Source organism: Knoellia remsis (genome assembly GCF_003002895.1).
GTDB classification, from domain to species: domain Bacteria; phylum Actinomycetota; class Actinomycetes; order Actinomycetales; family Dermatophilaceae; genus Knoellia; species Knoellia remsis.
In genome coordinates, this window is sequence record NZ_PVTI01000013.1 from 26719 (window position 1) to 53554 (window position 26836).

The following is a 26836-nucleotide window of genomic DNA, read 5'->3' on the forward strand; positions in this document are numbered from 1 at the left end:
GCGCGTGGGAGTGTGGTCGCATGTCCAGCCCCGGGCACGAGGTCCAGCCTCCCGGCGTGCGCGCTGTCGCTGTCGGCGTCGGCGTGCTGCTGGCGATCGTCCTCGTGTTCGCGGCGATCCGCGTCGTCACCGACTGGCCGCACATCCTCGCCGGCACCCAGACCGACAACGACTTCGCGGTGCGCTATGTCGAGAACCCCTGGACGGCATACCTGCACATCGGTCTCGGCGTGGTCTACCTCCTCGGGGCACCGCTGCAGTTGAGCCGGCGCTTCCGGACGCGGCACTACACGCTGCACCGGCGACTGGGTCGCGTGCTCGTGGCGTGCGGTGTCGCCAGTGGGGTGTTCGCCGTCGTGTTCGGCCTGCTGCACCCGTGGGGTGGGGGACTCGAGGCGGCTGCCGCGCTGATCTTCGGGACGTGGTTCGTCGTGTGCCTGCTGCTGGCGTTCCGGGCGATCCGTGCCGGTCGGGTGGCGCAGCACCGGCGCTGGATGATCCGGGCCTTCGCCGTCGGCGTCGGCATCGGCACGATCCGCATCTGGGTCGGGCTGTTCATCGGGCTGCGCGTCGCGACCGGCGGCGGGACCGACGACATGGCGCCGGGGCACACCGGCTTCGGTCTGGCGTTCTGGCTCGCGCTGACGATGCACGTCGCCCTCGGCGAGTGGTGGCTGCGCCGCACCCCCGACCTCGAGGGCTGACCGCGCTCACCCCGAGGCTCGCCCGGGGCGGGTCAGGCGTTCGTGATCTCCGGCTTGGCCTCGAGGCCGGTGAGGCCGTTCCACGCGAGGTTGACCAGGGCCGCGGCGACGTCGCGCTTCTTCGCCTTGGGGTTCTCCAGCCACCACTGCCCGGTGAGTGCGACCATCCCGACGAGCATCTGCGCATACATCGGCGCCTGCTTCGGGTCGAGCTTGCGGTTCGTGAACTGCGCCGCGAGCAGGTGCTCGACCTGCGACGCGACATCCGACATGAGCGAGGCGAACGTCCCCGTCTGCTGCACCGGCGGAGAGTCCCGCACGAGGATCCTGAAGCCGTCGGTCGAGCCCTCGATGTAGTCGAGCAGCGCCATCGCCGCGCGCTCGAGCAGTGCCCGCGATCCGCCTTCGCTCGTCAGCGCGCCGGTGATCGCCCCGAGGAGGGACTGGATCTCGCGGTCGACGACGACGGCATACAGGCCCTCCTTGCCCCCGAAGTGTTCGTACACAACGGGTTTCGACACCCCGGCGACGCTCGCGATCTCCTCGACCGTCGTCGCCTCGTAACCGCGGTTTGCGAAGAGCGAGCGCCCGATCCCGATCAGCTGCTCGCGCCGCTGCGCCCCGGTCATCCGCCCCCGCGGCGTGCGCACCTTCGGTGTCTTCGGCGTCGCCTCGTCTCGACTCACCCGGCCATTCTGCCCTGTCGGGCATGGGGTCGCCCTCCGCGGTGGGCGGGGCCGGGTGTGGGGTCAACTACCCTTTCGGAGGTATGCCGTCCGCTCGCCGCGGGCGCATCGTTCCCCGGTTGGTCTGCCGGCAGGGCCCGCCTGACTTTGAATCAGGACTAGCGACGTAGGTTCGACTCCTACCCGGGGAGCAGTGATACCGCCCTGACCTGCACGTCGGCAGCGGCAGGGGGGTCGGACCGGGTGTGACCCGGTGCCGGGTGTACCCATTCGCGTACCCATCCGGTCTCAGTGACGATCCCGCCCCGTCTCGTGCTCACCCGTCATCCACAGCCCGCTCGTCTCCGCGGCGCCATCCACAGCTCGGCGCCTCGGGCTGGACGCCGGCACCGGGCCAGGGGAGCGTACCCGCGGTGGTGGTTGGCATCGGAAGGGCAGCTGCTGAAATTGTCTACCCCTCCTTTATGCTTGCCATCAAGTAGGGATGGACATACGTTGTGAAGCGCAACGACGTGATCAAGAAGATCCGCAAGGCGGCCAAGGCGCAAGGCATCTCGTGTGAGCTGTATGAACTGACGAATCACACCGGCATACGGGTCGGGGACACGGCCACGACATGTCCCGCTCGTCGAAGGACGTGCCGAACCTGTTCGCCGAGACGATCTTCAAACAGTTGGAACCCGCGCTCGGAGAAGGATGGTGGCGGAAGTGAAGACCTATACGGTGCGGGCAGAGAAGCGCGGGGAGTGGTGGCTCCTCACGTCTGCGGACGCTCCTGGCGCGGTGTCGCAAGTGCGTTCGCTCGGACAAGCTGAGGAGCACGCACGTGAGGCAATCTCGTTCGTGACGGGGGTGCCCGAGTCCGAGGTTGAGGTGGCGGTAGTTCCGGCGCTTCCGGATCGGTTGGGCAAGAAGGTACGTCTGTTGAAGCAGTCCGTGAAGGAGATGGAGAAGGCGCAGCGCATCACGGCGCAGCGGTCGCGGGAGGCTGTCGCGGACCTCGTCGCTGCGGGCTACAAGGGGAGGGAGGTCGCCGCGGTTCTCGGGGTAACCCCCCAGCGTGTCTCTCAGCTTCTGAAATCACAGGGAGAAGGCTCCTGAAGGTTCTCAACGGCGTCATCATGAACGTCCAAGAACCCACCACCCGAGGCGCGGGCCAGGGCCGGCCCCGGTGCCGCGCAGACCGTGATGAGGCCCATCCCGGCGAGTGCGGTCACGACCGTGGAACGATCGACGACTGAGCCGCCGCATTCATGCGCTCATCGGCGGCCTCAGTAATCATGGGGTGGTGAGTGCACCCTCCGACTCCCGCGAACCGCGTCGAGCCGTCGGACCGCTCGGCGACCCGACGACCATCGGCTGGTGGGGCCGGATCTGGCAGCCGTTCTGGGTGCTGCCGTCGGTGATCTGCGCCGCGGCCTTCGCCCTCTCGCTGGTCCTGCCCGAGGTCGACCGGCGCCTGCTGCTCGACCAGACCTTCCTCTTCAACGGCAACGCCGGCTCGGCGCGCAGCCTGCTCGGCACCATCGCGTCGGCGATGATCTCGGTGACCGGCCTCGTCTTCTCGATCACGATGGTCGTCATGCAGCTCGCGAGCAGCCAGTTCACCCCGCGACTGCTCGGCGACTTCCTGCGCAGCCGCATCGTGCAGGTGACGCTCGGTGTCTTCACCTCCTCGTTCCTCTTCGCGCTCGTCGTTCTCCGGTCGGTGCGCGGCGGCGACGACGGCCCCGAGTTCGTTCCGCAGCTGTCGGTGACGTTCGCCTTCGTCCTCGTGCTCGCGAGCGTCGCGCTCTTCTTCGCGTTCATCCACCACATCACCCAGTCCATCCAGGTCGACCGGACGATCGACCGCATCCAGCGGACGACGGCTGCCGAGCTCGGTGACGGCTGGCCGGACGACACCGACGACGAGCCGCAAGCGAGCTGGGAGCCGGACGAGCGGCCATACGCCATCTCGGCACGCGACCGGCACGGCATCGTCGAGCGCGTCGAGCTGGGCGCGATCGTGCGCGCCGCGGAGAAGGCCGGCGTCGTCGTCGAGCTGACGTTCCGGCCCGGTGACGTCGTCTTCGAGGACCAGCCGATCGCCCGAGTCCATCGTGGACCCGGCGGGGGAGCGCCGGACGTGGAAGCGCTCGCCGACGCGGTTCACGACGCGATCACGCTGGGCCGCACCCGCACCGTCGCGCAGGACCCGCAGTTCGGGGTGAGGCAGCTCGTCGACATCGCCGAGCGCGCTCTCTCACCGGGGATCAACGACCCGACGACGGCCGTCCAAGTGCTTGACGAGCTGCACCGGCTGCTGCGAGCGGCGGTGCAGCGGCCTGACGTGTCCCCGCTCATCCTCGACGGGTCCGGTGTCGTGCGGGTCGTGGACCGACCGCTGCCGTTCGCGGACCTGCTCGACCTCGCGCTCGACGAGATCGCGCACTACGGCGCCGACGACATCCAGGTGCCCCGGCGCATCGACGAGCTGCTCGCCGACCTGCTCACTGTCGCGCGACCCGAACACCGGCCGACACTCGCCGCCAAGCAGGCCGAGCTGGCGGGTGCCCGGCGCTGACCCGATGCGGTTCGCGAACCACGGCCTTGATCGAAGTCCGGATCGATCCGGCCTGCGAAGGACGGGACGGTTCGCGAACCGTGTCGTGCAGGCCGGTGACGAACCATGGCGCGCGGCCGCTGAGACGTCCCGTCGGTCGGGAGACCTCAGAGATGGGGCCAGTGTTGGGGCCAGGCGTGGACCAGGGCGCTGCGCACCTCTTTGGTGAGCTCGAGCGAGCTGATCTCGTCGAGGCTCCACCACAGTGCGGACGCCTCGTCAGGTGTCGCCTTCCAGATCCGCTTCGCGGTCGTGTGGAAGGTCAGGTCGAGGAGGTGGTCGCCGTACTGGGTCGTGCTCTCCACGCCGAGGATGCGTGGGTGAGCCGGCAGCGCGCCGGTCTCATGCACCATCTCGCGCACCCGAACCGTCGGGTCTTCGCCGGTCTTCAGGTAGCTCCACGGCAGGGTCCACATGCGCGTCCGGGGTCGGCGCGCGAGCAGCATGCGGTGGTCGTCGTCGATCCCGACGACGTGCACCCGCACTCTCGGCCGTGCCGCATCCATGGAGCCTCCCGGGGCCCGTGCCCAGCACCCGACCGCCGGATGCCGCTTCCCCGTGCGACGCCCACGATAGGGGCCAGAGGCGCGCACCGCCCCCCGAACGGCGTCGGTAGAGTGACGCAGTACGCCGCCCGCCACCCTCGGGAGCCCCGCTCGTGACCACTGCCCGGCCCGCTGCTGTCATCATCCTCGCCGCCGGCGAGGGAACGCGGATGAAGTCCGCCACCCCCAAGGTCCTCCACCGCATCGGCGGACGCAGCCTCGTCGGCCACGCGCTGGCCGCCGCCCGCGCCACGAACCCCCAGCATCTCGCCGTCGTCGTGCGTCACGAACGTGAGCTCGTCGCCGCGCACGTCGCCGAGATCGACCCGGCGGCGACGATCGCCGACCAGGACGAGGTCAAGGGCACCGGCCGCGCCACGGAGTGCGCCCTCGACGCCCTGCCGACCGACCTCTCGGGCACCGTCCTCGTGACGTACGGCGACGTCCCCCTCCTGACCGGCGCCACCCTCGTCGACCTCATAGCCCGCCACGAGGGTTCGGGCAGTGCCGCGACCGTCATCACCGCGAACCTCGACAACCCGCAAGGCTACGGCCGGATCATCCGTGACACCGATGGCGCCGTCGCCGGCATCGTGGAGCAGAAGGACGCCACCGAGGAACAGCGCGCGATCACCGAGATCAACTCGGGCATCTACGCCTTCGACGCGGCCGTGCTCCGCGAGGCGCTCGGCCGGGTCGGGACCGACAACGCGCAGGGCGAGAAGTACCTCACCGACGTCCTCGGCATCGCCCGCGAGGCCGGCCGGCCCGTGGGCGCCCACCTCATCGACGACCTCTGGCAGACCGAGGGCGTCAACGACCGGGTCCAGCTCGCCACGCTCGGCCGCGAGCTGAACCGACGCAACACCGAGCGCTGGATGCGCGAGGGCGTCACCATCGTCGACCCGGCGACGACGTGGATCGACGTCGACGTCACCATCGGCCGCGACGCGACGATCCTCCCGAACACCCAGCTCCTCGGTGCGACGACGATCGGTGCCGGCGCCACCATCGGCCCCGACACGACCCTCACCGACACCGAGGTCGGCGAGCGCGCCGAGGTCAAGCGCACCGAGGCCAACCTCGCCGAGATCGGCCCCGAGGCGAGCGTCGGCCCGTTCTCCTACCTCCGTCCCGGCACCGTCCTCGGCGCGAAGGGCAAGATCGGCGGCTTCGTCGAGACCAAGAATGCGCAGATCGGTGACGGTGCCAAGGTTCCGCACCTGACGTATGCCGGTGATGTCACCATCGGGGAGGGCGCCAACATCGGTGCCGGCACGATCTTCGCCAACTACGACGGTGTCGCGAAACACCACACCACCGTCGGCAAGCACTCCTTCGTCGGCTCCGACACCGTCATCGTCGCCCCGGTCGACATCGCCGACGGCGCCTACGTCGCCGCCGGCAGCACCCTGACCGGCGACGTCGAGCCGGGCCAGATCGCCGTCGCCCGCGGGCGCCAGAAGAACGTCGACGGCTGGGTCGCCCGTGCCCGCGCAGGAACGAAGACCGAGGCTGCGGCGCAGGCGGCCACGGAGGCGGGCACACGGCATACCGACACTGCCGCAACGGAACCCACCACCCACGGCGACGAGCAGGGAAGGGCCTGAGCGTGAAGGACTCCAAGGCGGACCGGCCGAAGTCAGCCAACATCCGCAAGAAGCCCAAGAAACAGCTCATGGTCTTCTCGGGGCGCAGCCACCCCGGGCTCGCGCAGGAGGTCGCCGCGCTCATCGGGACCGAGCTCGTGCCGACGAGCGCCTACAACTTCGCCAACGGCGAGATCTACGTCCGCTACGAGGAGTCGGTGCGCGGCTCGGACGCGTTCGTCATCCAGAGCCATGCGGCGCCGATCAACGAGGCGATCATGGAGCACCTCATCATGATCGACGCCCTCAAGCGGGCCAGCGCCAAGCGGATCACCGTCGTCATGCCGTTCTACGGCTACGCGCGCCAGGACAAGAAGCACCGCGGTCGGGAGCCGATCTCGGCCCGCCTCGTCGCCGACATGTTCAAGGCCGCGGGTGCCGACCGGCTCATCGCGGTCGACCTGCACACCGACCAGATCCAGGGCTTCTTCGACGGGCCGGTCGACCACCTCATGGCGCAGCCGGTCCTCTCGGAGTACGTGTCCGCGAAGTACGGCGACCAGGACCTCGCCGTCGTCTCGCCCGACGCCGGCCGGATCAAGGTCGCCGAGCAGTGGTCGAAGCGCCTCGGCGGCGTGCCGCTGGCGTTCATCCACAAGACCCGCGACATCAACCAGCCGAACCAGACCGTCGCGAACCGCGTCGTCGGTGACGTCGCCGGCCGGGTCTGCATCCTCGTCGACGACATGATCGACACGGCCGGCACCATCACCAAGGCCGCCGACGCGATCATGGAGGCCGGCGCCAAGGACGTCGTCATCGCCGCGACGCACGCCATCCTGTCGCCGCCGGCGAAGCAGCGCCTCATCGACTGCGCCGCCCGCGAGGTCATCGTGACGAACACGCTGCCGATCGCGCCGGAGAACGAGTTCGAGGGCCTGACCGTGCTCTCGATCGCGCCGCTCATCAGCGCCGCGATCAAGGAGGTCTTCGAGGACGGCTCGGTGACGAGCCTCTTCGGCGGCCGCGCCTAGGAGCTGCGGGCGCGGCGGCCTTGGCGGTCCCGGTATGCCGCGACGTGCGCCTTGTTGGCGCACGTCCCGTCGCAGTAGCGGCGGCTGCGGTTCCGGCTCAGGTCGATGACGACGTCGTCGCAGTCGTCGGCGGCGCACACCCGCAGCCGCTCGGTCTCGCCGGCGCGGATGAGGTCGATGAACGCCATCGCCGCCTCGACCGCCATCCGCCGCGCGATCGGGTCGTCGTCGTCGGTCGCGTGGATGTGCCAGTCGAGGTCGTCGTGGCGGACGAGCCGGGGGAGGGCGTGGTGCTCGGCGAGCAGCTCGTTGACGCCGGCGACGAGGCCCTCGACGTCGCGCGACCACAGCTCCTGCAGGCGCGGACGCAGGGCGTGCACCTCGTCCAGCTCGGCACGCGTGCGGGGACGGCCGCCGCTCCACTCCCACGCGTCGAGGTGGTCGACGAGGGACTGCACCGTCGGCAGGTCCTCCTGCGTCGAGTCGCCGTGGCCGGGCGCGGTGTTGATGAGCGCCGCGGCGTACTGCAGCGACAGCTCGGTGTCATGGGCAAAAACCATCTTGACTCCTGACAGGTCGCGGCCCTAGCGTGAGGCATGTAAGGGGTGTGAACACATTTTACCCCTGACGTGTTTCTGGATGTGCAAGGGAGATTCCGTATGCCGCAGCGTGCCTCGCGTGACCCGCGCACCCTGGCGCTCGGGCTCGTCCTCGTCGTGGTCTCGTCGGCGGCGTTCGGCTCGTCCGGTGCCTTCGCCAAGGCGCTGCTCGCGACCGGCTGGACCCCCGGTGGCGTCGTGACGTGGCGCGTCGCCGGCGCGGCCCTCGTCATGCTGCCCATCGCGCTGTGGTCGCTGCGCGGCCGCTGGCACCTCCTCACCCGCAGCCGCGGCAACCTCGGACAGGTCGCCGCCTTCGGACTCGTCGCCGTCGCCGGCTGCCAGTTCGCGTACTTCAACGCCGTCGAGACGCTGTCGGTCGCGGTCGCACTGCTGCTCGAGTACCTCGGGATCGTGGTCGTCGTCGGCTGGCTCTGGGCCGTCCACGGTCGCCGGCCCTCGCGGCTGACCCTCGTCGGGGTCGGGCTGTCGGTCGCCGGGCTGGTGCTCGTCCTCGACGTCTTCTCCGGGGTCGAGATCTCCTGGGTCGGCGTCGTCTGGGGTCTGCTCGCGGCCGTGGGCCTCGCGACCTACTACGTCACCTCGGCCCACGAACACGAGGAGTCGCTGCCGCCCCTCGCGCTCGCCGGGCTCGGCCTCACCGTCGGCGCCGTCGCCCTCGTCGCCGCGAGCGCGACCGGGCTCATCGACTACGCCACCTCCTCGACGCGGGTCGTCGTCGCCGGAGCCTTCGTCCCTTGGTGGGTGCCTGTCGCCGAGCTCGCCCTCGTCGCGGCCGCCATCGCCTACGGCGTCGGGGTCATCGGCACGCGTCTCGTCGGGGCGACCGTCGCGAGCTTCGTCGGCCTCTCCGAGGTGCTCTTCGCCATCCTCATCGCGTGGGTGCTGCTCGGCGAGCTGCCCGGCCTCGTCCAGCTCGTCGGCGGACTGCTCATCCTCGGCGGCGTCGTCGCCGTCCGGATGGGCGAGCGCCCCGACGACGACGTGCCGGCGGACGCGACTCGCGATGGCGCCCACGACGGCACCGCAGCGGGCGACGGCACGGGAGCGGACGGCATACCGGCCGATTGGTCAGCCACGCACCCCGTCGCCTAGACTCTCGGGGTTGCCTCGGCGAGGGACGCTGCACCGGCCAGTGAGGGCCACGCTCGTCCGTGATCGACGCGGTGGTGTCGCGACCCGACCAGGGTCCGCGGGCCCGCGCGCTGTCCGTGCCGTGTCCCGCGTCGAGGCCACCGCACCGCGCCACCCCCACGGCGCCATCCTTCGAGTTCGCAACCTTCCCAGGAGAATCTCCCGTGGCCACTGAGACCATCAAGCTGCAGGCCGAGGCCCGCACCCAGTTCGGCAAGGGCGCGGCCCGCAAGATCCGCCGCGACCACAAGATCCCCGCGGTCATGTACGGCCACGGCGCCGAGCCCGTCCACATCACCCTCATCGGGCACGACGCGATGATGGCGCTGAAGAACCCCAACGCGCTCCTCACGATCGTCCTCGACGGCGACGAGCAGATGGCTCTCGCCAAGGACGTCCAGCGCGACCCGATCAAGCCGGTCATCGAGCACATCGACCTCGTCATCGTCCGCCGCGGCGAGAAGGTCACCGTCGACGTCCCCGTCCACGTCGAGGGCGAGGCCGGTCCGGAGACCGTCGTCACCGTCGACAACCCGACCCTGCAGGTCGAGGCCGAGGCCACGAACATCCCCGAGTCGCTCACCGTCTCGGTCGAGGGCCTCGAGGCCGGCACGCAGATCCTCGCGAGCGAGGTCGAGCTGCCGTCCGGTTCGACGCTCGTCTCCGACGCGGAGCTGCTCGTCGTCAACATCACCCAGCAGATCTCCGAGGAGGCCCTGGAGGCCGAGCTCGCCGAGGCCGAGGCCGAGGCCGGCATCGAGCACGACGAGTCGGACGAGGAGGCCGCCGAGGCTGCCGAGGCCGAGGGCGAGGGCGACGCCGAGGGTGGCGAGAGCGAGGGCGACTCCGAGGAGAAGTCCGAGGACGCCTGAGCCGCAAGCTCGTTCGGTCCAGCAGGCCCGGTCCCCGTGGGGGGTCCGGGCCTGCGGCCTTTTCTCGTATGCCGTCCGCGCGCCTGTCAGTCATCGCTCACCGCGCGCAGGTGTGACCTGCTGCGCGGCGGTTTGACGCCCCAGTCCTCGTACCGCACGCCGATCCGGAATGGCAGGGCGTTGACGGCGACACCTGTGGCGCGAAGCAGCCCCAGCTGGTGGCGCAGCAGCAGGTGCGAGCAGTCTGGGCAGGTTCGGACCAGACGTGGACGCCACTCATCGGGGCCCGCGATGAAGGAGGCAAGGTCGTCGTCCCCCGTACAGGTCGCGCAGTCGTAGCAGTCCATGACGGCGGACTCTAGAGGGAAAGGCGGACAGAGGAGACCGGCCATCGGTGGTGGATGTCGGCCGGGCGCGCGGCATACTCGTCCCTCGTGAGTGAGACGTGGATGGTGGTCGGTTTGGGGAACCCGGGGCCGACGTATGCCGGCAACCGCCACAACGTCGGGGCGATGGTCGTCGATGAGCTCGCGTCGCGGACGAGCAGCACGTTGCGCGCGCACAAGGCGCGGGCGTCGGCGGCTCAGGTGCGCATCGGGATGGGACCCGGTGGGGTGCCCGGGCCGCCGGCGGTGATCGCCGTACCGCACAGCTACATGAACGAGTCGGGCGGCCCGGTGAAGGCGCTCATGGGGTTCTTCTCGGTGGAGCCCGACCGGCTCGTCGTCGTCCATGACGAGCTCGACATCCCGGCCGGCGACGTGCGGCTCAAGCTCGGCGGGGGAGAGGGCGGTCACAACGGGCTGCGCTCGATCTCGAAGTCGCTGGGGACTCGTGACTATCTGCGGGTGCGGGTCGGCATCGGTCGTCCGCCGGGTCGCCAGGACGCTGCGGACTACGTGCTCAAGGACTTCTCGCCGACCGAGCGCAAGGAGCTGCCCTTCCTCCTCGGTGACGCCGCCGACGCGGTCGAGATGCTCGTGACGCGCGGCCTGCTCGACGCGCAGCAGCGCTTCCACGCGCCGGCCGGCGAGCGCTGACCCACGGTCGAACACCACCCTTTCATCGTCTATGACGGATAGGTACGTATGAGTACTTATCCGTCATAGACGATGAAAGAGCAGTGCCACTCCGGAGGCGGCCCGGGCTCGCAGGGAGGCGCGCGTTGGGGTCGAGCCTGACCGTCGGTGGGCAGACCTAGACTTGGTGGTGATGCCCACGCTGCACCTTCCGCCGCTCGGCGCTGTCATCGACACGTTCGGCGCCGACCCCGCGATCCGCTCCCTTCTCGAGACCGCCACCGGTCCCGGCACGCCCTCGCTCGACGTCTCGGTCAGCGCGGGCGCCCGGCCGGTGCTCCTCGCTGCCGCCGTGCAGCGCCTCCTCGCCACCGCGCCCGAGCGGCTGCCGCTCCTCGTCGTCACCGCGACGAGCCGTGAGGCCGAGGACCTCACCGCGGCGCTCGGCTGCGTCCTCGACCCCGACACCGTCGCCGACTTCCCGAGCTGGGAGACGCTGCCGCACGAGCGGCTCAGCCCGCGCTCGGACACCGTCGGCCGTCGCCTCGCCGTCCTGCGCCGGCTCGCCCACCCGGCCCCGAGCAGCGAGGACGACGCCGCCCACGGCCGGCTCTCCGTCGTCGTCGCACCCGTGCGCGCCGTCCTGCAGCCCATCGCCACCGGCCTCGGCGACCTCACCCCGGTCTCGCTGAAGGCCGGTGAGGAGCACGACCTCGACGAGGTCGTCGAAGCCCTCGTGAACGCCGCCTACAGCCGCACCGACCTCGTCGAGCGACGCGGCGAGTTCGCCGTCCGTGGCGGCATCCTCGACGTCTTCCCCCCGACCGAGGAGCACCCGCTCCGCATCGAGTTCTGGGGCGACACCGTCGAGGAGGTGCGCTGGTTCAAGGTCGCCGACCAGCGCAGCCTCGAGGTCGCCGAGCACGGCCTCTGGGCGCCGCCGTGCCGGGAGGTGCTGCTCACCGACACCGTCCGCGACCGTGCCGCCGCCCTCGCCGAGCAGCTGCCCGGCGCCGCCGACCTGCTGCACAAGCTCGCCGCCGGCATCGCCGTCGAGGGCATGGAGTCCCTCGCCCCGGCCCTCGTCGACGGCATGGAGTCGCTGCTCGACTCCTTCCCCGAGGGTGCGGCCGTCGTCGCCGTCGACCCCGAGCGCATCCGCACCCGCGCCCACGACCTCGTCGCGACGAGCCAGGAGTTCCTCGACGCCGGGTGGGCGAACGCCGCCGCCGGCAACGCCGTCCCGATCGACCTCGAACGCGTCCTCGGGCAGGCGTCGTTCTGGACGATGGCCGACCTGCGCGACCACGCCCGCACGACCGGCCGGGCATGGTGGGACCTCACCCCGTTCGCCCTCGACACCGAGACCGCGAACGACAGCGACGCCGACGTCGTGGCGACCGACACGCAGGACCCCCCGGCATACCGCGGGGACATCGAGGCCGCGGCGAGCGACCTGCGCGGCTGGACCGACGACGGCTGGCGCGTCCTCGTCGCCACCGACGGCCCCGGGTCGGCCAAGCGCATCGCCGAGGTCCTCGGCGAGGCCGAGGTCCCGGCCCGCCTCGACGACGACCTCACCGACGACGCGGGCTTCGCCCCCGGCGTCGTCCACGTCACCACGGCCCAGCTCGGCCGTGGGTTCCTCCACCCGCCGAGCCGGCTCGCCCTGCTCACCGAGACCGACCTCACCGGCACCCCGTCCGCCGGGCCCTCGACCAAGGACATGCGGCGCATGCCGTCGCGCCGGCGCAACCAGGTCGACCCGCTCCAGCTCACGCCCGGCGACTTCGTCGTGCACGAGCAGCACGGCGTCGGCCGGTTCGTCGAGATGATGCAACGGACCGTGCAGGGTGCGACCCGCGAGTACCTCGTCATCGAGTACGCCCCGTCCAAGCGTGGCCAGCCCGGGGACCGGCTCTTCGTCCCCACCGACCAGCTCGACCAGGTCACCCGCTACGTCGGCGGCGAGCAGCCCAGCCTCAACAAGATGGGTGGCTCGGACTGGAAGCAGACCAAGAGCCGCGCCCGCCGCTACGTCAAGCAGATCGCCGCCGAGCTCATCCAGCTCTACTCGGCGCGGATGGCGACGAAGGGCCACGCGTTCGCCCGGGACACCCCGTGGCAGCGCGAGCTCGAGGACGCCTTCGCCTACGTCGAGACGCCTGACCAGCTCAGCTCGATCGACGAGGTCAAGGCCGACATGGAGCGCGAGGTCCCCATGGACCGCCTCCTCGCCGGGGACGTCGGCTACGGCAAGACCGAGATCGCCGTGCGCGCCGCGTTCAAGGCCATCCAGGACGGCAAGCAGGTCGCCGTCCTCGTGCCGACGACCCTGCTCGTCCAGCAGCACCTGCAGACCTTCACCGAGCGGTATGCGCCGTTCCCGGTGACGGTCAGGGCGCTGAGCCGGTTCCAGACCGCGAAGGAGAGCCAGCAGGTCATCGAGGGTCTCGCCGACGGCAGCATCGACCTCGTCATCGGCACCCACCGCCTGCTCTCGGACCAGATCCGGTTCAAGGACCTCGGTCTCGTCATCGTCGACGAGGAGCAGCGCTTCGGTGTCGAGCACAAGGAGCAGCTCAAGACGCTCCGCACCGCCGTCGACGTCCTCGCGATGTCCGCGACCCCGATCCCGCGCACACTCGAGATGGCCGTGACCGGCATACGCGAAATGTCCACTCTCGCAACGCCGCCCGAGGAAAGACACCCCGTCCTCACCTACGTCGGCGCCTACGAGGAGAAGCAGATCACCGCCGCGATCCGCCGCGAGCTGCTGCGCGAGGGACAGGTCTTCTACATCCACAACAAGGTGTCGACGATCGAGAAGGCTGCGGCCCGCATCCGCGAGCTCGTGCCCGAGGCCAGGGTCGCCACCGCCCACGGCAAGATGGGCGAGCACCGGCTCGAGCAGGTCGTCGTCGACTTCTGGGAGAAGCGGTTCGACGTCCTCGTCTGCACGACGATCGTCGAGACCGGCCTCGACATCTCCAACGCCAACACCCTCATCGTCGAACGCGCCGACCGGCTCGGCCTGAGCCAGCTGCACCAGCTGCGCGGACGCGTCGGGCGCGGCCGCGAGCGGGCCTACTCGTACTTCCTCTACCCGCCCGAGACGCCGCTGACCGAGACCGCGCACGACCGGCTGCAGACGATCGCGAGCCACACCGACCTCGGCGCCGGCATGCAGGTCGCGATGAAGGACCTCGAGATCCGCGGCGCCGGCAACCTCCTCGGTGGCGAGCAGTCCGGCCACATCGCGGGAGTCGGGTTCGACCTCTACGTCCGGCTCGTCGGCGAGGCCGTCGCGAGCTTCAAGGGTGAGGCTGACGAGGAGCTGGGCGAGATCAAGATCGAGCTGCCCGTCGACGCCCACCTGCCGCACGACTACGTGCCGGGGGAGCGGCTGCGGCTCGAGGCATACAAGAAGCTCGCCACCGTCGCCGACGAGGGCCAGCTCGCCGAGATCGAGGCCGAGCTCACCGACCGCTACGGCGCACCGCCCGAGCCGGTCCGGAACCTCATCGAGGTGGCGCGGCTGCGCACCGTGGCGCGCGCGGCCGGCATACGCGACATCTCGGTGCAGGGCACGAACGTCCGCTTCGGGCCGGTCGAGCTGCGCGAGAGCCAGGAGCTGCGTCTGAAGCGCCTCCACCCCGGCGCGATCATCAAGGACGCGCTCGGCGTCATGCTCGTGCCGCGCCCGATGACCGCCCGCGTCGGCGGCCAGCCACTGCGCAACCGCGACGTCCTCGAGTGGGCCGGTAGCGTGATCCGCAGCGTCGTCATGGACAATGTCGGCGAAGCAGCCAAGGTGGCGACGTCCACGGTGACGACGCCCACCCGATGATCGAAGGGAACCCCCAGTGATGGCCGTCCGGGCGTCCAAGCCTTCCAAGGCGTTCAAGGCACCGTATGCCGCGCTTGCGCTCGCGGGTGCCCTCACTCTGGGTGCCTGCTCGGGGACGACCTCCGCCCAGACCGCCGCGAAGGTCGACGGCCGCGTCATCACCAACGAGCAGGTGCAGGTCGCGACCGACCAGATCAACACCGCCTTCGAGGGGCAGATGCAGCAGCCGCTGACGCCGTCGACGACGCTCAGCCTGCTCATCCAGGCGCCCTACATGATCGAGGCGGCCAAGAAGGCGGGCCAGCCGCAGAGCGAGTCCGCGGCCCGCGCCCAGCTCGCCCAGCTCCAGGAGACGCCCGCGCCGGAGACTGTCCAGCTCGTCCAGGCCGACCTCAGCCGGATGAAGCTCACCCAGGAGTCGGGCCAGGCGCTCGTCGAGACGCTGCGCGGCCTCGACGTGTCGGTCAACCCACGCTACGGCGAGTACGACCCGGCCAACCTCGCCGTGACCCCGGACACCCCGAACTGGATCGTGCCGTCCGAGTCGCCCTCGCCCCAGCTCGCGCCGCCGCAGTGACGACGGTCGAGCGGTGACCACGGCCGAGCGATGACGACGGGTCGGCTCGCCCTGCTCGTGACGAGCCCGCGGGTCGCCCCCGGGCTGATGTCCCGCAGCGCATGGCAGGTCATCGAGTCGTCGACGGGCCGGTTCTGCCGTGCGGCCGACGAGCCGGCGGCCGCGGCCGTGGTCGAGGCCGGGCTCGACGTGGAGGCCGTCGGGGAGGAGCCCGCGGCGGCCGACCTCGCCCGCCTGCTCGTGGACCGGGCGGCCGCCGGCGTCGACGTCGTCTGGCTCGGCTCCGCCGACGGCGACCCGGGGCTCACCGACGCCATCGCCTCGGAGGTCTCCCGCCTCGAGACGCCGCCCGAGGTCGAGGTCGTCGTTGGCTCCTGGGACCCGCCCGGCGCCCGGCTGCTCGACGCCGTCGCCGTCATGGACCGGCTGCGCTCGCCCGGTGGCTGCCCGTGGGACGCGAAGCAAACCCATGAGTCGCTGGCGAAGTACCTCACCGAGGAGGCCGCCGAGACGGTCGAGGCCATCGAGTCCGGGGATCGCAGCCACCTCGCTGAAGAGCTCGGGGACGTCCTGCTCCAGGTGCTCTTCCACGCGCGCGTCGCCGAGGACGCCGCGGAGGAGGGCGAGCGGTTCGACATCGACGACGTCGCCGGTGGTCTCGTCGACAAGCTCGTCCGCCGCCACCCGCACGTCTTCGCCGACGGCGACGCCTCCACCCCTGAAGATGTCGAGGCCGCGTGGGCGCGGATCAAGGCCGAGGAGAAGGCCGCCGGCCTGCGCTGAGCGGCAGCTCGGGTGGGTCGGGTCGGCTCGCTCTCGGTGTCGTCACGAATCGCCGTTCCGCGGGACACGCGGCCCGCCGAGTGGGACGCTGAGCCGCTGCCGTCCCCGCGCGCTCGTCAGGAGTCCCCGTGTCCGCGTCCTTCCCGCCTCCCAGTGCTCACCCCGATCCGTATGCCGGTCAGTCCGGTCCGTATGCCGGCCCACCCGCTGTCGGTGCGCCGACGTCGTACGGTGCGCCCGCGGCATACGGTGCGCCATCACCGTATGGTGCGTCCGCGGCATACGGTGCGTCATCCGCCTTCGGAACGAGCCCGATGCCAGCGCCACGGGCCGCAGGCATGAACCTGTGGCTCGCCGGTGGCCTCGGCGTCGTCATCGGAGGGCTCCTCGGGGTCCTGCTCGCGTGGCTGCTGCCGATGCTCTTCTTCATGGTCCTCGGCTTCGGCGCGTTCGGGCCCGTGGACGGGCCGATGACGAGCCCGAGCCGGGTCGACGTCGCGGCCGACGGATCGGTGAGCGGTGAGGCGTTGGCACAGGCCCTCATGGACTCCGGGTGGTACGAGGACATGACCTGTCCCGCGACCCCGAAGGTCGCGACCGACGTGACGGCCATCTGCACCGGCACCGACGGCTTCATGGACCTGCGGGTTGTCGTCGTCTTCCGGGGAGACAGTGGCAGCTTCAGCGTGGCCGACCTCTTCGAATGACGGCACCGGGATGCGCGGGGGTGCGCTGACGGGTGTCGGGCTGCGCTCTCGAGGGGGCTGGCGTCTCGGCTTCGTCACGAAGTGCGGTTCGTCAGGACGTGGTGCCCGCGGGATGGGAGGCTGAGCCCTGCCTCCCACCGATCATCCCCAGGAGACCTGCGTGTCCTCGTCCTTCCCGCCTCCCAGCGGCCAGCCCGGACCGTATGCCGCTGCGCCCGCCCACGGTGCGCCCTACCCGTATGGCGGCCCGGCGGCATACGGAGGTGCGCCCGGCGGTCAGCCGCCGTCGAGGGGGTTCAACCCGTGGCTCGCGGCCGGGTTGGGCGCGCTCGGGGGTGCGATCATGACCACCCTCCTCGCGATGGTGATGTGGTTCGCGATGGGCTACCCGATGCCGTGGGAGACCCCGCAGGACTACGCCGCGGAGTGGACCGGTCAGGTCGACCCCGACGCCAGCGGGCGGGTGCCCGGGCCGGTGCTCTCCGACGCGGTGACCGAGATGAGCGACGGGTACTACGTCGACGTGAGCTGCCCCGACACGCCTCGAGTGACCGCTGACATCACGACCGTGTGCCGGGTCGACGACGGGATCGAGCCGTTCACCGCGGTGGTGCTCTTCCTCAATGACAGCGGCGACTTCGAGGTCGCCGAGTTCTACACCGCCAACGGCAGTTGACTTGATATATCAAGTGACGCTTAAATCTCCTATGTGAAGCTGACGCCGCAGGAGCAGGAGATCCTCGCCCTGCTGCGCGCCGAACCGCTCCTCGACGCGGCCGGCCTCGCGGCCCGCATCGGCAGTACCCGCGCGGCCGTGTCCGTCGCCCTGTCGAACCTCACCCGCAAGGGCGCGATCCTCGGCCGCGGCTACGTCGTGCGCCCCGAGGGCGGGTCCGTCCTCGTCGTCGGCGGAGCCGTCCTCGATGCGAAGGTGCGGATCTCGGTGCCGGTCGTCATGGGGTCGAGCAACCCCGGCACGTCGACCTCAACGGTCGGGGGAGTGGGGCGCAACATCGCCGAGAACCTCGCCCGGCTCGGCACGCCCACGTCACTCGTGGCCCCCATCGGTGACGACCTTGCCGGTCGGACCGTCATCGCGCGCACCGAGGCCGCGGGCGTCCAGTGCCGGCACCTCGTGACGTCGCCGCACCCGACCGGGACGTACTCCGCTGTCCTCGACGACGCCGGTGACCTGCTCGTCGCCGTCGCCGACATGCGCGCCACCGACGAGTTGACGGTCGCCGACCTCGGCGGGGTGCCGCAGCTGCTCGCCGGGGTCGAGGCGCTCGTCGTCGACGCCAACCTCGGCGCCGACGTGCTGCGCTGGCTGCTGAGGGCCGCGGCCGACGCGAGGGTGCCGGCGTTCTTCGAGCCGGTGTCCGTCGCCAAGGCCACCGACACCGCGCCCGCCCTCGACGGCTCCGCTCCGGTGCACACGGTCACTCCCAACGTCGACGAGCTCGCCGCGCTGGTCGGTTCGCCCGTGACTGACGGCGACGACCCGGCCGAGGTGGTGGCCGCCGCCCGCGCACTCCACGAGCGCGGTGTCGACCACGTGTGGGTGCGCCGCGGCATCCGCGGAAGCCTGCTCTCCATCGCCGGTGACGACGGCGCAGCATCCCGCGTCGTCCTCGTCGACGCCCCCGAGGCCGTGGTCGAGGACGTCACCGGGGCTGGGGACGCGATGACCGCGGGCTACGTCCACGCCCTGCTTCAGGGCGAGGACCCGGTGGCCGCGGCCCGGTTCGGGCAGGTCGTCGCCGCCCTCACCGTCGCCTCCACCGAGACCGTCCGCGCCGACCTCACCGCCGCCCTCGTCGCGGCCCACCTCACTCCCGACCACCCCGCAACCCAGGAGCTGCCCGCATGACCACCCCTCCCGTCGCGACCGTCACCCCGCACCCGATGCTCAGCCTCGCCCCCGAGGTGCGCGAAGCGCTCGCCGACGGCCGTCCCGTCGTCGCCCTCGAGTCGACGATCATCAGCCACGGAATGCCCTACCCGGCGAACGTCGGCATGGCCCGCGAGGTCGAACAGATCGTCCGCGACGGCGGCGCCGTGCCCGCGACGATCGCCATCCTCAACGGCCGCCCCACCGTCGGGCTCTCCGATGACGAGCTCGAGCTGTTCGGCGCCGACCAGGGCATCCGCAAGGTGAGCGTCCGCGACATCGCCCACGTCGTGGCGACCGGCGTCAACGGTGCGACCACGGTGGCGAGCACGATGCGCATCGCCGCGCTGGCCGGCATACGGATCTTCGTCACCGGCGGCCTCGGGGGAGTGCACCAGGGCGGCGAGAACACGATGGACGTCTCCGCGGACCTCACCGAGCTGTCGCGCACACCCGTCGCCGTCATCAGCGCCGGCGTGAAGTCGATCCTCGACATCGCCCGCACCCTCGAGATGCTCGAGACGCTCGAGGTTCCGGTCGTCGGCTACGGCACCGACGACTTCCCGTCGTTCTTCTCGCGTTCGTCCGGCGTGGCCGTGCCGATGCGGGTCGACACCCCCGAGGAGGCGGCGCGGCTCGTCAAGGCCCAGCTCGACCTCGGCCTCGGCACCGGCATCTCCATCGCCAACCCCGTGCCGGTCGAGGACGAGATGGCGCGCGAGGACATCGACGGCGTCATAGCGCAGGCACTCGCCGACGCGGACCGGCTCGGCGTCACGGGCAAGGACATCACGCCCTATCTGTTGGGCCGGATCGTCGAGCTGTCCGACGGCCGCTCGCTCGAGACGAACCTCGCGCTCGTCCGCAACAACGCCCGCGTCGGCACCGCCATCGCCGTCGCCCACGCCGCCCTCTGACGCGCCCGCTTCTCGCGGGGGCCTGTCGACGGGCTCTGCACAAGGCGGTTCGCGAACCATCGCCTTGCTCGGCAGCCGGATCGATCCGGTTTGCGAGTATGCCCGTGGTTCGCGAACCTCTTGTGCTCGTATGCCGGCCAGCCGCCGATCCGGGGCACGTCGCCTGCCGCTGTGGATAACCCGGCGTCGTCGGCGGCGATTTCGGGCACGCTGCCGCCATGACGAACCACAGCCCGGCGGCGAACCACAGCCCGGCGGCGAGCTCTCGCCCAGCCACGGCGATGCTCGCGCCGTCGTTGGCCCGACTGGCCCGTGAGAACGACGGGCTGGTGGTGCGCGCCCACCTGGCCGCGAGGCACATCTCACCGGCCGTGGCGCGCGCGGCCGTCCGGGCGAAGCAGCTGCACCGCATCCGGCCCGGCGTGCTCGTCACGACGGGCCGCTGGGCAGCGGCGAACGGCCACGAGCGCTATGTCCTCACGGTGAAGGGCCTCCTGCTCGCCCACCCCGAATGGGTCGCCTCGCACCACGCCGCACTCGCTCTGCACGGCCTGCCGCTCCACGACGTCGACACCGACCTCGTCGATGTCGTGGCGCCCATGAAGGCGAGCAAGATCCGGTCGGGGCTTCACGTTCACGTCGCCACGGCGGAGCAGCTGGAACACGCCGGTGCCGCCGATGGCCCTCGCGTCGTCCCCGTCGCGGACGCCTGCGTGCTGACGGCGGCGGCGAGTGGTTTCGAAGCCGGAGTCGTCGCCATGGACGCGGCGCTGAAGCGCAGGCTCGTGACCCGCGAGGCCCTGAGGGCGGCGCTCGCCCTGCCCGGGGTGCGGTACGGCATCGGCAGCGCCCGGGCCGCCATCGAAGCTGCCGACCCCAGTGCCGAGTCACCCGGGGAGACGCTGACGAGGCTGATCCTTCAGCGCAGTGGCGCGATGGTGCGTTCCCAGGTCTGGATCGAGGACGGCGAAGGGACGATCGGCCGGGTCGACTTCCTCGTCGGCGATCGCGTCGTCGACGAGTTCGACGGTGCGGTGAAGTACGAGGGGGCCGAGGGCAAGCTCGAGCTCATGCGCGAGAAGAAGCGTGAGGAGCGGCTGCGCGACGCCGGCTACCGCGTCATCCGGGTGACCTGGGCGGACCTGCGGCACCCCGAGCGGCTCCTGGCCCGCGTCGGCCGCGAGCTGGCCGCCGCGTGAGGTGAGGGGCGCCGAAGGTGGGCGCACCATGGAACGCGCGCGGACGGCATACCCACGGACGGCATACCCACAGCGGTTCGCCAACCACCCCGTTGCTCGCAGACCGGATCGATCCGGTCTGGGAGTGAGCCGGCGGTTCGCGAACCGTTCTGTGCAAGCGCTGGAGGGGACCTGTCAGGGATATGCCCGTGACCTGACAGTGGGTATGCCGGTGCGTGAGTCGGTCGGTCGCCTCGCCGTACGCTGCCGTTAGGCTCGGTGCCGACAGTTCTCCCACGACTTCAGGAGCACCAGTGGCCAGCATCGACGCCGTCGGCGCGCGCGAGATCCTCGACTCACGAGGCAACCCCACCGTCGAGGTCGAGGTCGCCCTCGACGACGGCGTCATCGCCCGCGCGGCCGTCCCCAGCGGCGCGTCCACCGGCGCCTTCGAGGCGGTCGAGCGTCGTGACGGCGACAAGAACCGCTACCTCGGCAAGGGCGTCGAGAAGGCCGTCGACGCCGTCATCGACGAGCTCGGCCCCAAGCTCCTCGGCTTCGAGGCGCACGACCAGCGCCTCGTCGACGCCGAGATGCTCGCCATCGACGGCTCCAAGAACAAGGAGAAGATCGGCGCCAATGCCATCCTCGGCGTGAGCCTCGCCGTCGCGAAGGCCGCCGCCGAGTCCGCGAGCCTGCCGCTCTTCCGCTACGTCGGCGGCCCGAACGCGCGCGTCCTGCCGGTGCCGATGATGAACATCCTCAACGGCGGGTCGCACGCCGACTCCAACGTCGACATCCAGGAGTTCATGATCGCGCCCATCGGCGCCGAGACCTTCCGCGAGGCGCTGCGCTGGGGCACGGAGGTCTACCACGCCCTCAAGGCCGTCCTCAAGGAGAAGGGCCTGGCCACCGGCCTCGGCGACGAGGGCGGCTTCGCCCCGAACCTCGACTCCAACCGCGCCGCCCTCGACCTCATCCTCGAGGCCATCGAGAAGGCCGGCTACACCCCGGGCGAGCAGATCGCCCTCGCCCTCGATGTCGCGGCCAGCGAGTTCTTCGAGGACGGGTCCTACGCCTTCGAGGGTGTGAGCAAGAGCGCCGACGAGATGGTCGACTACTACGCCGACCTCGTCGACTCCTACCCCCTCGTCTCCATCGAGGACCCGCTCAACGAGGACGACTGGGACGGCTGGAAGGCGATGACCGACCGCCTCGGCGATCGCGTCCAGCTCGTCGGGGACGACCTCTTCGTCACCAACCCCGAGCGTCTCGCCCGCGGCATCGAGTCCGGCACGGCCAACGCCCTCCTCGTCAAGGTCAACCAGATCGGCACCCTGACCGAGACTCTCGACGCCGTCGAGATGGCCCAGCGCGCCGGGTTCCGCTGCATGATGAGCCACCGCTCCGGCGAGACCGAGGACACGACGATCGCCGACCTCGCCGTCGCGACGAACTGCGGCCAGATCAAGACCGGCGCCCCCGCGCGCTCCGAGCGCGTCGCGAAGTACAACCAGCTCCTGCGCATCGAGGAGGAGCTCGACGACGCCGCGGAGTATGCCGGTGCCGCCGCCTTCCCGCGCTTCGCGGCAGGCGCTTCGGGCGCTGCGCCCACGACTGCCGACGACACGGCGAAGGGCTGAGCGGTATGGCGCGCGGGACGAGTCGCGGACCGGGGTCGTCGCCACGACGCCCTGCGTCGTCGCGTCCGGCCCCGCGCGCCCGGACGCGCCGCCAGGAGAGCTCGACCGCGTCGAGCTCGGCGACCGCGTCGAGCTCGGCGGGCACGGCCTCCCGGTCGGTTTCCGCGAACGGTTGGCGCGAGCGTCTCGCGGCGGCGAAGTCCAACCGTCGCACCGTGCGCCGCGTTGCGCTCGGCGGCGTCCTGCTCTTCCTCGTCGTGCTCGTGGCGCCGACACTGAACGCCTACCTCAAACAGCGCTCCGACATCGGGGCCCTGCGCGAGAAGGTCGCTCAGCAGGAGTCCACGGTCAAGGAGCTCCAGAAGGAGCAGGCCCGCTGGGAGGACCCGGCCTATGTCGAGCAGCAGGCGCGCACGCGGCTGAAGTTCGTCAAGGTCGGCGAGAAGTCCTACACCGTCCTCGAGCCCAAGGCGTCCGAGCGCTCCGACGCCGTCGCCCGGGCCGGCGACCCCGACCAGCCGTGGTACGACACGATCTGGTCCTCGATGCAGGCGGCCGACGTGCCCGCCAACCAGCGCCGGTGACCGACAACGTCCGCCCGCCCGTGACACCCGAGGACGTCGCGCAGGAGGACCTCGACGCCGTCGAGCGTCAGCTCGGGCGCGTGCCCCGAGGCGTCGTCGAGGTCGCGCACCGCTGCCCGTGCGGCGAGCCCGACGTCCTGCGCACCCTGCCGCGCCTGCCCGACGGCACGCCGTTCCCCACGTCGTTCTACGCGACCTGCCCCCGCCTCACCGGTGCCATCAGCACCCTCGAGTCCGAGGGCGTCATGCGCGAGATGACCGATCGCCTGCAGCAGGACGCCGACCTCGCCGAGCGCTACGCCGCGGCGCACGACGACTACCTCGCCCGCCGCGCCGAGCTCGGCAAGGTCGAGGAGATCGACGGCATCAGCGCCGGCGGCATGCCGAACCGCGTCAAGTGCCTCCACGTCCTCGTCGCCCACTCGCTCGCCGTCGGGCCCGGGGTCAACCCGCTCGGTGACGAGGCGCTCGCGATGCTGCCGGACTGGTGGACCGTGCACCCGTGCACCGAGCTCATGGATCCTGCGAAATCCCCTGCCGGACAGTCGGATCCAGCCGAGGAGCAGCGCTCGTGACCCGTGTCGGCGCCATCGACTGCGGCACGAACTCGATCCGCCTCCTCGTCGCCGACATCGACGAGGACGGCCGGCTCACCGACGTCCTGCGCCGCACCGAGATCGTCCGCCTCGGGTACGGCGTCGATCGCACCGGGGTCATCGACCCCGGCGCCATGCAGCGCACCCTCACCCAAGCGAGCGCGTATGCCGTCCAGTGCCGTGAGCTGGGTGCGTCACGGGTGCGTTTCGTCGCCACGTCCGCGTCGCGCGACGCCCGCAACGCCGGGGAGTTCGTGTCCGGTGTCGAGGCGGCGTTCGCGGCGGCCGGGTTCGAGGTCTCGCCCGAGGTCGTCTCGGGTGACGTCGAGGCGCAGCTGTCCTTCTCGGGTGCGAACGGCGACCTCGTCGCAGCCGGCATCCCCGGGCCCTACCTCGTCGTCGACCTCGGCGGCGGGTCGACCGAGCTCGTCCGGGGGACCACCCACGTCGAGAGCTCGCGCTCCGTCGACGTCGGCTGCGTCCGGATGACCGAGCGCCACCTCGAGGGCGACCCGCCCAGCGACGCCGAGATCGCGGCCGCGACCGCCGATGTCGCCGCGGCGCTCGACAGCGCCGAGGAGGTGGTCGACCTGTCGGGCATCGCCACCGTCGTCGGACTCGCCGGCAGCATCACGACGAACACCGCTCTCGCACTGGGCCTTTCGTCCTACGAGCCGGAGCGGATCCACCTCGCCCGGCTCACCCCACAGCAGCACCGCGACGCCGCGCAGGAGCTGTTGCGGGCCACGCGAGGCGAGCGGGCGGCATACGGGTTCATGCATCCCGGACGCGTCGACGTCATCGGCGCGGGCGCGCTCGTCTGGCACGAGGTGCTCGGCCGCGTGATCGAGCGGTCGCCGGACGCGCAGGTGGTCACGTCGGAGCACGACATCCTCGACGGGATCGCGCTCAGCATCGCGTGACCTCCGGCGAGTGACCCACGGCGTGTGACCCCGCGCCACGTGGGGCTCAGCGCGGGGTGAGGTCCACCTGCGGCACGTCACCCTCGGTGTAGGAGCGGAAGCCGTTCCACAGCACCGCCATGACGATCTCCACCGCGGTGTCGAGGTCGATGTCGGGGTTGCGCAGCCGCCAGCTGGCGACGCGCTCGTTCGTGGCGATCATGATCTCGGCCATCGCCTCGCGGATCATCATCGGGTAGCCGGCGACCTGGGGGATGTCGCCGAACCGCTCGGCGATCTCGCGCGCCTGCTCCTGGCGCAGGTTCTCGATGTCCGCACCGGCAACGGCGGCCACCGCGGCCTCCTGCATGTAGACGCGGAAGCTGCCCCGGCGTCGCTCGAAGAACTCCATGAACGCCCGCACGCCGGCGCGGAAGTACTCCTCGATGGGAGCCGAGGACGGCACGGCGTCCAGCGCCTCCGAGGTCGAGTCCAGCAGCTCCTCACGGGCGCGTGCGACGACGGCGACGAGCAGCTGGTCCTTGGACCGGAAGTGGTCGTAGATGACGGGCTTGGTGATCCCCGCCTCCGAGGCGATGAGCTCCATCGTCGTCGCCTGGTAGCTGTTGTCGGCGAAGACCCGCTCCGCGACGTCGAGGAGCTGACGCTCGCGTTCCTCGCGCTTCATCCGGGGCGCACGCGGCGTCCCCTTCTTGGGCCCGCGGCGGCGCGGGGTCGTGGTGGGCACTTCGTCCGTGGTGCTCATGCGCGCGTCGTCTGTCCTTCGTTGGTCAGGGAATTTCCAGAGCCTATCGGTGTCCTTGCCCGTTTGTGAGCGTTCCACTCGTGCCGACACGCCGGTCATGTTCTGTCCGCAGTAATGCGGAATGCGTAGTAGTGTGCATCGTGCGTCACATTCCGGTGGCGCGAGGAACCAGGAGGTGTCCGTGGACGCGACCCAGCTCGTCAAGGGGGTCCTCGACCTCGCCGTGCTCTCCGTCGTCGCCCGCGAGGACGGCTACGGGTACGACGTGGTCCGCCGGTTGCGGGCGGCCGGGCTCGAGGACGTCGGTGACGCCTCGGTTTACGGCACCCTGCGACGGCTCTACAGCGCGGGAGCGCTCACGTCCTACGTCGTGCCGAGCGACGAGGGGCCGCACCGGAAGTACTACGGCATCAACGCCCAGGGTCGCGAGGCCTTGGCCAGCCAGGGCAAGACGTGGGCCGCCTTCGCGCAGACGATGGCCGGCCTGCTCGACGAGGCAGGGGTGAAGGCATGAACGACACGGTCAAGGCCACGGGCGCGGAGGTCCGGGACTACGTCGCGCAGGTTCGCGCGGCCCTCGCCGACCTGCCGCCGGAGGATGTCGAGGAGTTCACGACCGGGATGGAGGCCGACCTCGCGGAGCGGCTCGCCGAGCCGGGGGAGGGCACCCTGCGGGACCGCCTGGGTGATCCGGAGACGTATGCCGCGGAGCTGCGTTCCGCGGCCGGCCTGCCTCCGCGCGTGGTGGAGGACCTCCCGAAACCGCCTGCGGCAGAACGGCTTTCGGAGTGGTGGGCGGGCCGACGCGACCACGTGCTGGGCGTCGCTCCGTGGCTGAGCGACCTGCGCCCGATCTGGTGGGCAGTGCGCGGCTTCGCCTTCGCCGTCATCCCGGCGCTGGTCGTCGGACGGTCCATCGTTGCGTTTGGAGTGCTCTTCGCCGCGATCTCCGTGGCGCTGGGGATCATGGCCCGGCGGGGTGCGCTCACGGGTGACTGGGTCGGCCCGGTGCGGGTCATCGGCAACCTCATCGCGATCATCCTGATTCCGTTTGCCCTCGTCGCCTTCTCCGACCGCGACTCGTACGTCGAGACGGTCTACGAGGGATCGTCGCCGACGACACCGGGGCTCGTGCTCGACGGTCAGCCGGTGACGAATGTCTACGGCTACGACGAGACCGGGCGGCGCCTCGACGGCATACGGCTCTTCGACCAGCTCGGCAGACCGCTCGTCGTGAGCCCCGAGTTCGTCGAGGTGTCGAGCGGGCCCGAGGAGCTCGACCCGCTGCGCGACCCGACGACCGGCGAGCTGCGGGTGCCCAGGGACGTGTTCCCGCTGCGCTGGGGCACCCGGACCGGGTGGGAGACCGTCGAGGGCTACGGCTGGCGCCCGCCCATGGCGATCCAGCCACTGCCCGGGCCGGTACCGGAGGTGAATGAGTCCCCGGGACCGTCCGCGTCACCGTCGGCCTCGCCCACGGTCACTCCCACCCCCACGAGCTCGCCGTCGGCCACACCGACGGCGACCCCGAGCGCGCCGGGTTCAGGGGCCTCGGCGCCTCCCACCCCGACGACGAGCCCGTCGAGGTGAGGGAGCGGAACCTTGGGTGAGGTGCGACGACGGAAGCCGCACCT

Annotated in this window: 27 protein-coding genes and 1 tRNA gene; 23 read left to right on the forward strand and 5 right to left on the reverse strand. The window is 71.0% G+C overall.

Annotation, left to right across the window (positions count from 1 at the left end):
• The first annotated feature begins 56 nt into the window (after nucleotides 1-56).
• Nucleotides 57-704 carry a DUF2306 domain-containing protein gene (locus tag BCF74_RS09050; RefSeq protein WP_170070196.1) on the forward strand — a complete coding sequence of 216 codons (648 nt, stop codon included), beginning with the start codon at nucleotides 57-59 and terminating at the stop codon, nucleotides 702-704.
• Nucleotides 705-736: 32 nt separating this feature from the next.
• Here the strand turns inward: BCF74_RS09050 and BCF74_RS09055 are convergent, their stop codons facing one another.
• Complete coding sequence (locus tag BCF74_RS09055; RefSeq protein WP_106297639.1) at nucleotides 737-1333, reverse strand: TetR/AcrR family transcriptional regulator; 597 nt, start codon at nucleotides 1331-1333, stop codon at nucleotides 737-739.
• A gap of 169 nt (nucleotides 1334-1502) precedes the next feature.
• Here BCF74_RS09055 and BCF74_RS09060 point away from each other — a divergent pair.
• The 3 genes from BCF74_RS09060 (at nucleotide 1503) to BCF74_RS09070 (ending at nucleotide 3956) form a co-directional block, all read left to right on the forward strand.
• A tRNA-Gln gene (locus tag BCF74_RS09060) sits at nucleotides 1503-1581 on the forward strand.
• A 517-nt stretch (nucleotides 1582-2098) separates the two neighbouring features.
• A complete protein-coding gene (locus tag BCF74_RS09065; protein ID WP_106297640.1) occupies nucleotides 2099-2491 on the forward strand; it encodes a hypothetical protein in 393 nt (130 codons plus the stop codon).
• Nucleotides 2492-2678: 187 nt separating this feature from the next.
• Nucleotides 2679-3956, forward strand: coding sequence for a DUF2254 domain-containing protein (locus BCF74_RS09070; RefSeq protein WP_170070197.1), 1278 nt, complete (start codon nucleotides 2679-2681; stop codon nucleotides 3954-3956).
• A 146-nt stretch (nucleotides 3957-4102) separates the two neighbouring features.
• Here the strand turns inward: BCF74_RS09070 and BCF74_RS09075 are convergent, their stop codons facing one another.
• Nucleotides 4103-4501 (reverse strand): NUDIX hydrolase, encoded by a 399-nt coding sequence (locus tag BCF74_RS09075; protein ID WP_106297642.1) that lies wholly within the window; start codon nucleotides 4499-4501, stop codon nucleotides 4103-4105.
• Between the two features lie 152 nt (nucleotides 4502-4653).
• On the opposite strand from BCF74_RS09075, the gene glmU reads away from it, so the two are divergent.
• A complete protein-coding gene (gene glmU, locus BCF74_RS09080) occupies nucleotides 4654-6150 on the forward strand; it encodes a bifunctional UDP-N-acetylglucosamine diphosphorylase/glucosamine-1-phosphate N-acetyltransferase GlmU (protein WP_106297643.1) in 1497 nt (498 codons plus the stop codon).
• Between the two features lie 2 nt (nucleotides 6151-6152).
• On the forward strand, nucleotides 6153-7163 hold the full coding sequence (locus BCF74_RS09085) for a ribose-phosphate diphosphokinase (RefSeq protein ID WP_281257180.1): 1011 nt from the start codon (nucleotides 6153-6155) through the stop codon (nucleotides 7161-7163).
• On the opposite strand, the gene BCF74_RS09090 is transcribed toward BCF74_RS09085, so the two are convergent.
• Entirely contained in the window at nucleotides 7160-7723 is a 564-nt protein-coding gene (locus tag BCF74_RS09090) for a CGNR zinc finger domain-containing protein (protein WP_106297644.1), read from the reverse strand. The two genes, BCF74_RS09085 and BCF74_RS09090, sit on opposite strands and share 4 nt — an antisense overlap.
• 99 nt (nucleotides 7724-7822) lie before the next feature.
• On the opposite strand from BCF74_RS09090, the gene BCF74_RS09095 reads away from it, so the two are divergent.
• The gene (locus BCF74_RS09095) at nucleotides 7823-8878 is read left to right on the forward strand and encodes an EamA family transporter (RefSeq protein WP_106297645.1); all 1056 of its coding nucleotides are present in this window, start codon (nucleotides 7823-7825) and stop codon (nucleotides 8876-8878) included.
• A gap of 203 nt (nucleotides 8879-9081) precedes the next feature.
• A complete protein-coding gene (locus BCF74_RS09100) occupies nucleotides 9082-9789 on the forward strand; it encodes a 50S ribosomal protein L25/general stress protein Ctc (protein WP_106297646.1) in 708 nt (235 codons plus the stop codon).
• Nucleotides 9790-9875: 86 nt separating this feature from the next.
• Here BCF74_RS09100 and BCF74_RS09105 read toward each other — a convergent pair whose 3' ends face one another.
• Nucleotides 9876-10136: a hypothetical protein gene (locus tag BCF74_RS09105; RefSeq protein WP_146132915.1), complete on the reverse strand. Its 261-nt coding sequence runs from the start codon at nucleotides 10134-10136 to the stop codon at nucleotides 9876-9878.
• Nucleotides 10137-10238: 102 nt separating this feature from the next.
• Here BCF74_RS09105 and pth point away from each other — a divergent pair, with 102 nt between their 5' ends.
• From pth to BCF74_RS09170, 13 genes are all read left to right on the forward strand, one after another.
• Nucleotides 10239-10829 carry an aminoacyl-tRNA hydrolase gene (gene pth, locus BCF74_RS09110; RefSeq protein WP_106297702.1) on the forward strand — a complete coding sequence of 197 codons (591 nt, stop codon included), beginning with the start codon at nucleotides 10239-10241 and terminating at the stop codon, nucleotides 10827-10829.
• Between the two features lie 172 nt (nucleotides 10830-11001).
• A complete protein-coding gene (mfd, locus tag BCF74_RS09115; RefSeq protein ID WP_106297703.1) occupies nucleotides 11002-14658 on the forward strand; it encodes a transcription-repair coupling factor in 3657 nt (1218 codons plus the stop codon).
• A 19-nt stretch (nucleotides 14659-14677) separates the two neighbouring features.
• Nucleotides 14678-15235, forward strand: coding sequence for a SurA N-terminal domain-containing protein (locus BCF74_RS09120; RefSeq protein WP_106297648.1), 558 nt, complete (start codon nucleotides 14678-14680; stop codon nucleotides 15233-15235).
• Nucleotides 15236-15265: 30 nt separating this feature from the next.
• Nucleotides 15266-16018, forward strand: coding sequence for a nucleoside triphosphate pyrophosphohydrolase (locus BCF74_RS09125; RefSeq protein WP_106297649.1), 753 nt, complete (start codon nucleotides 15266-15268; stop codon nucleotides 16016-16018).
• Between the two features lie 128 nt (nucleotides 16019-16146).
• Complete coding sequence (locus BCF74_RS17070) at nucleotides 16147-16725, forward strand: hypothetical protein (protein WP_146132916.1); 579 nt, start codon at nucleotides 16147-16149, stop codon at nucleotides 16723-16725.
• 160 nt (nucleotides 16726-16885) lie between these two features.
• A complete protein-coding gene (locus tag BCF74_RS09135) occupies nucleotides 16886-17401 on the forward strand; it encodes a hypothetical protein (protein ID WP_106297651.1) in 516 nt (171 codons plus the stop codon).
• A gap of 33 nt (nucleotides 17402-17434) precedes the next feature.
• Nucleotides 17435-18595, forward strand: coding sequence for a carbohydrate kinase family protein (locus tag BCF74_RS09140; RefSeq protein ID WP_106297652.1), 1161 nt, complete (start codon nucleotides 17435-17437; stop codon nucleotides 18593-18595).
• Nucleotides 18592-19533, forward strand: coding sequence for a pseudouridine-5'-phosphate glycosidase (locus tag BCF74_RS09145; protein ID WP_106297653.1), 942 nt, complete (start codon nucleotides 18592-18594; stop codon nucleotides 19531-19533). The genes BCF74_RS09140 and BCF74_RS09145 overlap by 4 nt, the downstream gene beginning before the upstream one ends.
• A gap of 218 nt (nucleotides 19534-19751) precedes the next feature.
• Nucleotides 19752-20732 (forward strand): PDDEXK family nuclease, encoded by a 981-nt coding sequence (locus BCF74_RS09150; RefSeq protein ID WP_146132917.1) that lies wholly within the window; start codon nucleotides 19752-19754, stop codon nucleotides 20730-20732.
• Between the two features lie 293 nt (nucleotides 20733-21025).
• Nucleotides 21026-22354, forward strand: coding sequence for a phosphopyruvate hydratase (gene eno, locus BCF74_RS09155; RefSeq protein WP_106297655.1), 1329 nt, complete (start codon nucleotides 21026-21028; stop codon nucleotides 22352-22354).
• Between the two features lie 215 nt (nucleotides 22355-22569).
• Nucleotides 22570-22938 carry an FtsB family cell division protein gene (locus BCF74_RS17325; protein ID WP_170070199.1) on the forward strand — a complete coding sequence of 123 codons (369 nt, stop codon included), beginning with the start codon at nucleotides 22570-22572 and terminating at the stop codon, nucleotides 22936-22938.
• Complete coding sequence (locus BCF74_RS09165; protein ID WP_106297657.1) at nucleotides 22935-23513, forward strand: DUF501 domain-containing protein; 579 nt, start codon at nucleotides 22935-22937, stop codon at nucleotides 23511-23513. The genes BCF74_RS17325 and BCF74_RS09165 overlap by 4 nt, the downstream gene beginning before the upstream one ends.
• Nucleotides 23510-24457 carry a Ppx/GppA phosphatase family protein gene (locus tag BCF74_RS09170; protein ID WP_106297658.1) on the forward strand — a complete coding sequence of 316 codons (948 nt, stop codon included), beginning with the start codon at nucleotides 23510-23512 and terminating at the stop codon, nucleotides 24455-24457. The genes BCF74_RS09165 and BCF74_RS09170 overlap by 4 nt, the downstream gene beginning before the upstream one ends.
• 46 nt (nucleotides 24458-24503) lie before the next feature.
• Here the strand turns inward: BCF74_RS09170 and BCF74_RS09175 are convergent, their stop codons facing one another.
• The gene (locus tag BCF74_RS09175; protein WP_170070201.1) at nucleotides 24504-25202 is read right to left on the reverse strand and encodes a TetR/AcrR family transcriptional regulator; all 699 of its coding nucleotides are present in this window, start codon (nucleotides 25200-25202) and stop codon (nucleotides 24504-24506) included.
• Between the two features lie 181 nt (nucleotides 25203-25383).
• Between BCF74_RS09175 and BCF74_RS09180 the strand changes: the two genes are divergently transcribed.
• Entirely contained in the window at nucleotides 25384-25716 is a 333-nt protein-coding gene (locus BCF74_RS09180) for a PadR family transcriptional regulator (RefSeq protein ID WP_106297660.1), read from the forward strand.
• Nucleotides 25713-26792: an HAAS signaling domain-containing protein gene (locus BCF74_RS09185; protein ID WP_106297661.1), complete on the forward strand. Its 1080-nt coding sequence runs from the start codon at nucleotides 25713-25715 to the stop codon at nucleotides 26790-26792. The genes BCF74_RS09180 and BCF74_RS09185 overlap by 4 nt, the downstream gene beginning before the upstream one ends.
• The last annotated feature ends 44 nt before the right edge of the window (nucleotides 26793-26836 follow it).

Bases quoted from the DNA above. Each gene is read 5' to 3' on its own strand.
- BCF74_RS09075 (WP_106297642.1), bottom strand. From the start codon at position 4,501: ATGGATGCGGCACGGCCGAGAGTGCGGGTGCACGTCGTCGGGATCGAC.
- BCF74_RS09145 (WP_106297653.1), top strand. From the start codon at position 18,592: ATGACCACCCCTCCCGTCGCGACCGTCACCCCGCACCCGATGCTCAGC.
- BCF74_RS09150 (WP_146132917.1), top strand. From the start codon at position 19,752: ATGACGAACCACAGCCCGGCGGCGAACCACAGCCCGGCGGCGAGCTCT.
- BCF74_RS09185 (WP_106297661.1), top strand. From the start codon at position 25,713: ATGAACGACACGGTCAAGGCCACGGGCGCGGAGGTCCGGGACTACGTC.
- BCF74_RS09095 (WP_106297645.1), top strand. From the start codon at position 7,823: ATGCCGCAGCGTGCCTCGCGTGACCCGCGCACCCTGGCGCTCGGGCTC.
- BCF74_RS09090 (WP_106297644.1), bottom strand. From the start codon at position 7,723: ATGGTTTTTGCCCATGACACCGAGCTGTCGCTGCAGTACGCCGCGGCG.
- BCF74_RS09175 (WP_170070201.1), bottom strand. From the start codon at position 25,202: ATGAGCACCACGGACGAAGTGCCCACCACGACCCCGCGCCGCCGCGGG.
- mfd (WP_106297703.1), top strand. From the start codon at position 11,002: ATGCCCACGCTGCACCTTCCGCCGCTCGGCGCTGTCATCGACACGTTC.
- BCF74_RS09125 (WP_106297649.1), top strand. From the start codon at position 15,266: ATGACGACGGGTCGGCTCGCCCTGCTCGTGACGAGCCCGCGGGTCGCC.
- pth (WP_106297702.1), top strand. From the start codon at position 10,239: ATGGTGGTCGGTTTGGGGAACCCGGGGCCGACGTATGCCGGCAACCGC.
- BCF74_RS09120 (WP_106297648.1), top strand. From the start codon at position 14,678: ATGGCCGTCCGGGCGTCCAAGCCTTCCAAGGCGTTCAAGGCACCGTAT.
- BCF74_RS09055 (WP_106297639.1), bottom strand. From the start codon at position 1,333: ATGACCGGGGCGCAGCGGCGCGAGCAGCTGATCGGGATCGGGCGCTCG.
- BCF74_RS09105 (WP_146132915.1), bottom strand. From the start codon at position 10,136: ATGGACTGCTACGACTGCGCGACCTGTACGGGGGACGACGACCTTGCC.